The sequence below is a fragment of the Mesorhizobium sp. WSM4808 genome (assembly GCF_055811675.1).
Genome location: NZ_JBVVQX010000007.1, coordinates 125627 through 133381, shown reverse-complemented (window position 1 = coordinate 133381; position 7755 = coordinate 125627). Strand labels below are relative to the sequence as shown.

Genomic DNA, 7755 nt, shown 5'->3' with positions numbered 1-7755 from the left:
CGGGGGCCCCCCCCCCGGGGGGGGGGGGGGGCCGCGCCCCGCGCGCGGGGGGGGGGGGGGCGCGCGGGGGGGGGGGGGCCCGCCGCGGGGGCCCCCGCCCTGGCCCGCCCCCCCGGGCCCGGCCGGCCTCGGCGACCTCGCCATCCGCTACGGCTATCAACGATTTGAGACGTCCGTCATGATCGCGGTGGTCATCGTGCTGATCATCCTGGTCTGCGGCATCCAGTGGGCGGGGGACCGGCTGGTGGCGAGGCTGGATCGGCGGGGGTGAAAGACTGGCTGATGGCACGGCCGCGTACGGGATAGGCGGAGGCCTTCCCGCCACCAAACCGTCTGACGCCCGGCTTCACCCGCCAAAGCTGCCCAGCCGCGTCGGCTGCGTATAGCTGCGGTCGACATAGAGCAGGGCCGAGCCGCCGCTGCCGTGCCGGACGTCGATGACGCGGCCGATCATGACATTGTGCGTGCCGACGACATGTACAGTCTCGATCTCGCAATCGAAATTGACGATCGCATCCGAGAGTGCCGGCGTGCCGGAGGTCAGCGTCTGCCAGCGCGCCGAGGCGTAGCGTGCCTCCATGTCCCTGGCCGCGCCAGCGAAGTTTCCCGCCAGATGCATGTGGTCATGCGTCAGCACGTTGACGCAGAAGCGCTGGTTGGACAGGAACATGGCGGCCTGCGTCGAGCGCCCGTTCATGCACACCAGCAGCATCGGCGGCTCGTCGGAGACGCTGCACATGGCGGTGGCGGTGAAGCCGCCGCGCCCTGCCGGGCCATCGGTGGTGACGATGTTGACCGGCGCACAGACCCTCGCCATGGCGTCGCGGAAATCGGCTTTCGAAATCTGCGTGGCCATCTGGTTTCACTCGGCCGTTGAGACAAGCGGATTGAACCAGGTATCGCCCGTCCAGCCATTCTCGTCATAGTCGGCCATGCAGGTGTCGACGAGCTCTTCCATCGCCTTCAGCCGCCCGCCGCGTTCAGCTCCTTTCAGCACCTGCAGCCGCACCTCTTCCGGCGCGCCGGCATAGTTGAGCTCGTAGAGCGCGTGGCGGCCGCCGAACTCGGTGCCGGTCGCGTCCCACAAAAGCTTCATGATCTTGATGCGCTCGATGTGGCCCATGTCGTTGGAGCCACGCACATATTGCGCCAGATACTTGTCGATCTCGGGGTTGTTGAAGTCGCGCACCGACGACGGCAGGTAGATCAGCCCGGACGCGATCACCCGGCGCACGGTGTCGATGACGCGCGGATAGGCTTCCGACATAAAGGTGCGGTAGGCGAGCGCGGCTTCCAGATTGGGCAGCACCGCGCCATTCGCCCACGGGATCGGGTTGTAGGCCATGGCGTTGGAAAAGCTCCAGAACATGTGCCTGAGCGCGATGACCTCGCCCAGTGCCGCCTGGTTGCCGCGGAAAGCATCGCCGCCCGTGGCGCGCAGCGCCTTGGCCAGCAGGCCGGCGAGGAAGTCGAGCTTGACGGCGAAACGCGTGCAGCCCTGGAAGCAGTAGCCATGCATGAAGCCGGACGCCGGGTGGAAGGACAGGATTTTCTGCGCGTCGCGCAGCACCAGAACGTCCTCCCAGGGGATGAAAACATTGTCGAGCACCAGGATCGCGTCGTTCTCGTCGAAGCGCGACGACAGCGGATAGTCGAAGGGCGCCGCCACCGTGTTGGCCGTCTGCTCGTAGGAGACGCGGCAGAACATCTTTATCCCCGGCGCATTCATCGGCACGATGAACATCACCGACAGCGACGGATCCTCAGTGATCGTCGCCGAGCCCTGCGCCAGAAAATTGTAGTGGGTCAGCGCCGAGGACGTCGCCACCACCTTGGCGCCGGAGACATAGATGCCGGCATCCGTCTCCCTGGTGATGTGGACGAAGACGTCCTTCACCTGTTCGGCCGGCTTGTGGCGGTCGATCGGCGGATTGACGATGGCATGGTTCATGAACAGTGCGGCTTCCTGGGCACGCCTGTGCCAGGACAGTGCATTGTCCTTGAACGGCCCGTACCAGTCGGCATTGGCGCCGAGCGTGTTCATCAGCGCCGCCTTGTAGTCGGGCGTGCGCCCCATCCAGCCATAGGACATGCGCGACCACTCGGCGATCGCCGTCTGCTGGGCGGCGAGTTCGCCAGAGGATTTGGCAACGCGGAAATATTTGTGGGTGTAGCCGCCCGAGCCGGTGTCGGTCGGCGAGGTCAGCGTGTCCCGTCGCAGGGGATCATGCAGCGCATCGTAGAGGCGCGCCAGCGACCGCGCCGAATTGCGCATCGACGGGTGCGTGGTGACATCGGCAATGCGTTCGCCATTGATATAGACCTCGCGGCCGTCGCGCAGGCTCTCCAGATACTCAGCCCCGGTGAACGGGCGTGCCTTATCAGTGCGGAAGTCTTCTGATCGCATGATGGTCCTCCTCTTGAGTCGCAACACTAGCGCCTTGGACATGCATCGGTTATGGACGGAACGGCAAAACCGATTGGACTTTTTCAGGCGCCATGAGCCAGAATTCCATCCCCGACTTCTTCGTCTATGGCGAGCCGGTGAGGCCGCTCGATGTCGGTTTCCTGCATGTCGAGACGGTTCTTGCGCGCAGCAATATCCATCTTGGTCAGGTTGCGGCGCACAAACATCCGCAGATGGGCCAGATCACCTACTGGACCAGCGGCTCCGGCACCTACCGTATCGAAGACCGATCCTGGGACTTTTCGGCGCCTGCCGTCAGCTTCGTGCCGAGCGCTGTCGTGCATGGCTTCTCGATCGGACCCGGCACCGACGCCATCGTCGTCTCGGTCGCCGACGGCGCGCTCGCGGCTATCGCCGCTCACAGCCTGCTGCCGCTGGACAGGCCGGTCTTTGCCGACGGTCTGCCACGACACGCAGCGTGGGCGAGACTGGCGGCGGTGCTGGAGATGATCGCCGCCGAATATGCCGAGGCGCAAGCCGGCAATGACAGGGTCCTGCCGTCGCTGATCGCCGTCGCACTCTCCCACATCGCGCGCCTCAGCCCCGGCGTGACCGCCTCCGCCGCCTCTTCCGATGCTTCGCTGGCGCGGGGCCTGCGTCGGCTCGCCGACGCGCATTTCCGCGACAACTGGCCGGTCGATCGCTACGTCGAGGCGCTGGCCACCACGCCGCATCTTCTCGACAAGGCTGCCCATGCGGTGCTGGGCGCCGGCGTCAAGCGGGTCGTCAGCGAAAGGCGGCTGCTGGAGGCCAAGCGTCTGCTGCTGTTCACCGTACGCACGGTGGAGGACATCGCCTACGAGATCGGCTTCGACGACCCGGCGTATTTTTCACGGTTCTTTCGCGCGCGGGTCGGCGAAGCGCCCGCCGCCTGGCGTAGGAAGCACTTGCAGGGCCATTGATCCTGCGTGAAATGCAGACCCGTGACGCGCAATTCTCCATGTTGCAGCCACAGCCACTTTCTCGTGAAGCTGAACGGGTTGATCCCTTCGCCTGTCTGCCTAGGTAGAAAGGAGCGGCGGGCGCCACGCAAATCTGACATCGGACCAATCTGACAGTCGGCATGATATTTTCCTGCATTCAAAAGCTTGCCCTCGCTGTTCTCTGTGTCGGCATCCAGTCTTCCTGCGTCGTTCCCGACGATACGTCGCGTATCGCCAAGGTTGATCCAACGGCGGCGGCCGCCCGCAAGGAGATGGTCGGCCTCAGCGAAGCCGATGTTCGAATGTGCGCCGGGTTTCCGACCGCCACCGCCGACGCCGGCCGATCGGGCCAGATCTGGACCTACAAGCGCATCGTCCAGCGCGGCAATCTCAGCATTGTGGTTCCGACTTTGGCGGTCGGCGCGATCCCCGCGGTCGGCGGCTCCGTCAATGTCGCTCCCGGCGGTTATTGCGACACGCAAATTCGCATAGTCGACGGCCGCGTCGCCGAAGTTGCCTATGCCGGCGACAACAATTTGCCGAACAGGCGCGACGCGCTTTGTGTCAGCACGGTGGACGCCTGTGTGACCTATGCCCGTCAACACGGTCAGAGGCCGGCGGCCAGATAGCCGGCGGCAGCGAAACGGCGATGACGGTCACGCAAACATCGTTGAGGGCTTGACTGACCCGCCGGACAGAATACGCTAGCGCAAAAATACCGGCTCTGATCGCCGGGCGGCAAGAATGCCTCGTATGCCTCGCCCTTCCGGCGCTGGCTGCGAGGCATTGTCATTTTGGGGATCTGTTTGAAACGGCGTATCGAGATCGGCATCCTGTATTCCCGCTCGGGGAGCTATCAGCTCGTCTCCGATGCGTGCCGCATCGGCGCCATGCGCGCCATCGCCGACATCAACGCCGATCGCAGCTCAGGCATCGAACTGGTGCCGGTCGAGCGCGATCCGCAAAGCAATGCGGACCGCTACGCGACGCTGTGCGAGGATATTTTCAGGACCAGCAGCGCGCGCCATGTCGTCGGCTGCGTCACCTCGTGGAGCCGCAAGGAAGCCATTCCGGTGCTCGAGAAGGCGGGCGGCATGCTCTGGTACGCCTGCCCCTATGAGGGCTTCGAGGCCAACGAGCACGTCGTCTACATGCACGCCTGCCCCAACCAGCATCTGGTGCCGCTGATGGCGCATGTCGTGCCGCGTTTCGGCGCCAACGGTTTCCTGCTCGGCTCGAACTACATCTGGGGCTGGGAGATGAACCGCGTCGCGCGCGACCTGATCGCGGATGCCGGCGGCAAGGTGCTGGGCGAACGCTATCTGCGCATCGGCGAGACCGATGTGTCGCGGCTGATCGCGGAGATCCGCGCCACGCGGCCGAACTTCATCCTCAACAACCTGATCGGCACCTCGTCCTACGCCTTCCTCGCGGCCTATCGCGACCTGGGTCACGAGGATGCCGCCTTCAGTCCCGAGACTTGTCCCGTCATCTCCTGCAACCTCACCGAAGGTGAGCTGCCGGCGATCGGTGAATCCGGCAAGGGACATCTGTCGGTCGGGCCGTATTTCGCGCCGCGGCCGGCCGCCTTCGCCTCGTCTTTCGAGGCCTCCGCCTATGCCTCCGTGCAGGTGATGGCCGACGTGCTCTCCAGCAATTCCGAAGCCGGTCCGGCGGAATTTTCCAGAGCCTTCGCAGAACGCCGCTTCTCCACCCGGCTCGGGCCGATCGCCATCGACGCGCATTCCCAGCACGCGACGCTGCCGGTGATCATCGGGCGCATCGCCGATGGCTTCTTCGAGGTCGTCAGCCGCGAGGACGAAGTCGCGCCAGACCCGTATCTGTCGCGCTACGACCCGGCAAAAACATTCGGCCGCCCGCGCCTGAGGGTGGTATCGTGACGAGAACCCCACGCATCCCCAATCTCGGCGGCGCCAGGGCCTTCATCCTGCATCGCCCGCATCCGACGGTGCAGGCGATCACCAGGCAATTGTCGGCCATCGGCCTGATCACACTGGACTGCTGGCCGGAATTGCCGCCCGAGGCGTTGGCCGCTGATTTCGTCTTCTTGGACGCCGATCTCGGCTTTGACGAGCAATTCCCGTGGAAACCGGGCGAAGCGCCGATGCCGCTGGTGGCTCTGATCGGCTCGGAGGCGCCTGGCCGCATCGAATGGGCGTTGTCGCACAAGGCCGACGCGCAACTGCTGAAGCCGGTCGGCAATGCCGGCGTCTATAGCGCGCTGCTGATCGCAAGGCAGAGTTTCGAGGCGCGAAAACATCTGGCCAGCGAGATTGCCTCGCTTCGCCAGCGCGTCGCCGAGCGCCAGACCATCGTGCGCGCGGTGACGGCACTGGCGAAAGGCGCCGATGACGGCCGCGCCTATGCGCAGCTTCGCTCGCTGGCGATGAGCTGGCAGATCAGCGTCGAGGATGCCGCGCGGCGGATCGTGGCCATGACAAGTGAAGAAGCAACGGGGGAAGAAGGCGGCGATGACCAGTCCCATCGCGCCTGATCTCACCGCACCAGGGCGCATGCCGGTCAAGCCGCGCGCCGGCGTCTGGCGCCGGCTGGTCAGGCGCCGTCTGGCGCTGCTCGGGCTGGTCATCGTGGCCATCGTCGTTGCCGGCGCCGTGCTGGCGCCATGGCTGACAGGCTACGATCCCAACGAGCAGATGTTCGACGGCCTGACCATCGAGGGCTCGCCCTTGCCGCCGGATGCAAAATTCTGGCTGGGCACCGACCTGCTCGGCCGCGACCTGTTGACCCGCATCCTCTACGGCGCCCGCACCTCGCTGATCATCGGCATCGTCGCCAATGGCGTGGCGCTGTTCATCGGCACGCTGGTCGGCGTTCTCGCCGGCTATTTCCGGGGCTGGATCGGCAGCGCGCTGATGCGTTTCACCGATTTGATGATGGCGTTTCCGGCACTGCTGCTCGCCATTTGCCTGGCTGCGGTGTTCGAGCCGAGCCTGTGGATCGTCGCTATGGTCATCGCCCTGGTCAACTGGGTGCAGACCGCCCGCGTTATCTACACCGAGACCTCTTCGCTCGCCGAACGCGAGTTCATCGACGCCGAGCGCACCATCGGGGCGAGCGCACCGCGCATCCTGTTTCGCCACATCCTGCCGCATCTCCTGCCGACCATCATCGTCTGGGGCACGCTCGGCATTTCGACCACGGTGCTGTTGGAGGCGACGCTCTCCTTCCTCGGCATTGGCGTGCAGCCGCCGACCGCGTCCTGGGGCAACATCATCTTCGAGAACCAGACCTATTTCCAGGCCGCACCCTGGCTGGTGTTCTTTCCCGGCGCGGCGATCCTGGCGCTGGCGCTCGCCTTCAACCTGATCGGCGACGCGCTGCGCGACATCCTCGATCCGACGCAAAGGGGCCGGGCATGATCGCCTATCTCGGCCGCCGCCTGATCCAGTCGCTGCTGATCCTGCTCGGCGTCTCGCTGATCACCTTCGCGCTGCTCTATCTCTTGCCGGCCGACCCGGTGCGCCAGATCGCCGGCCGCAGCGCCACGCCGCAGACGGTCGAGAACATCCGCCAGCAGCTCGGCCTCGACCAGCCCTTCATCGTCCAGTACTGGCGCTATCTCACGAAGCTCGTCAGCGGCGATCTCGGCCGCTCCTACATCCAGCGCTCCGAGGTCACCGAGCTGATCGTCTCACGGCTGCCGGCCAGCTTGTTGCTGATGGTCGGCGCCATCCTGTGCGAGCTGCTGCTCGGCCTGAGCATGGGCCTGATCGCTGCCGTCAAGCGCGGCACCGGCACCGACCAGACGCTGATGGTCGCCTCCTTCGTCGGCGTCTCGGCACCGCAATTCGTCGTCGGCCTGCTGCTGCTCTATGTCTTTGCCGTGCGGCTCAGCTGGTTTCCGATCGGCGGCTACGGCACCTGGCGTCATCTGGTGCTGCCGTCGCTGACCATGGGCATCCTCGGCGCCGGCTGGTACGCCCGCATGATGCGCTCGTCGATGATCGACGTGCTGAGCCAGGATTATGTGCGCACCGCCCGCGCCAAGGGTCTGGCGCGACGCGCCATCCTGTTCCGCCACGCCTTGCCCAACGCCATCCTGCCGGTCATCGCAATGATCGGTATCGATATCGGCATCTTCATGGGCGGCATCGTCGTCGTCGAAAGCGTGTTCGGCTGGCCCGGCATCGGCCAGCTCGCCTGGCAGGCCATCCAGCGCGTCGACATCCCGATCATCATGGGCGTCACGCTGGTGTCGGCCTTCGCCATCGTGCTCGGCAATCTGCTGGCCGACGTCATCGCGCCCTTCATCGATCCCCGCATCAAGCTCAGATGAAATGAAAACCAAACAGAGAAAGGGAACATAAAAATGAAAAAGTTTCT

General features: G+C 65.2%; 8 protein-coding genes and 1 pseudogene. 7 read left to right on the top strand and 2 right to left on the bottom strand.

Annotation, left to right across the window (positions count from 1 at the left end):
• Window positions 1-124: 124 nt before the first annotated feature.
• Window positions 125-271 (top strand): annotated as a pseudogene (locus AC0L2U_RS14825) (ABC transporter permease); the annotation flags it as partial.
• Window positions 272-346: 75 nt separating this feature from the next.
• Here AC0L2U_RS14825 and AC0L2U_RS14820 read toward each other — a convergent pair.
• A complete protein-coding gene (locus AC0L2U_RS14820; protein ID WP_128287733.1) occupies window positions 347-856 on the bottom strand; it encodes a flavin reductase in 510 nt (169 codons plus the stop codon).
• A 6-nt stretch (window positions 857-862) separates the two neighbouring features.
• Complete coding sequence (locus AC0L2U_RS14815; RefSeq protein WP_128287732.1) at window positions 863-2407, bottom strand: 4-hydroxyphenylacetate 3-hydroxylase N-terminal domain-containing protein; 1545 nt, start codon at window positions 2405-2407, stop codon at window positions 863-865.
• A gap of 92 nt (window positions 2408-2499) precedes the next feature.
• On the opposite strand from AC0L2U_RS14815, the gene AC0L2U_RS14810 reads away from it, so the two are divergent.
• From AC0L2U_RS14810 to AC0L2U_RS14785, 6 genes are all read left to right on the top strand, one after another.
• Window positions 2500-3369 (top strand): helix-turn-helix domain-containing protein, encoded by an 870-nt coding sequence (locus tag AC0L2U_RS14810; RefSeq protein WP_128287731.1) that lies wholly within the window; start codon window positions 2500-2502, stop codon window positions 3367-3369.
• A 161-nt stretch (window positions 3370-3530) separates the two neighbouring features.
• Complete coding sequence (locus AC0L2U_RS14805) at window positions 3531-4019, top strand: hypothetical protein (RefSeq protein WP_128287730.1); 489 nt, start codon at window positions 3531-3533, stop codon at window positions 4017-4019.
• Window positions 4020-4196: 177 nt separating this feature from the next.
• Complete coding sequence (locus AC0L2U_RS14800) at window positions 4197-5291, top strand: transporter substrate-binding protein (protein WP_128363158.1); 1095 nt, start codon at window positions 4197-4199, stop codon at window positions 5289-5291.
• Window positions 5288-5905 (top strand): ANTAR domain-containing response regulator, encoded by a 618-nt coding sequence (locus AC0L2U_RS14795; protein ID WP_128363159.1) that lies wholly within the window; start codon window positions 5288-5290, stop codon window positions 5903-5905. The genes AC0L2U_RS14800 and AC0L2U_RS14795 overlap by 4 nt, the downstream gene beginning before the upstream one ends.
• A 19-nt stretch (window positions 5906-5924) precedes the next feature.
• The gene (locus tag AC0L2U_RS14790) at window positions 5925-6791 is read left to right on the top strand and encodes an ABC transporter permease (protein WP_473602169.1); all 867 of its coding nucleotides are present in this window, start codon (window positions 5925-5927) and stop codon (window positions 6789-6791) included.
• The gene (locus AC0L2U_RS14785; RefSeq protein WP_473602104.1) at window positions 6788-7708 is read left to right on the top strand and encodes an ABC transporter permease; all 921 of its coding nucleotides are present in this window, start codon (window positions 6788-6790) and stop codon (window positions 7706-7708) included. Before AC0L2U_RS14790 ends, AC0L2U_RS14785 begins: the two co-directional genes overlap by 4 nt.
• Window positions 7709-7755 lie beyond the last annotated feature (47 nt).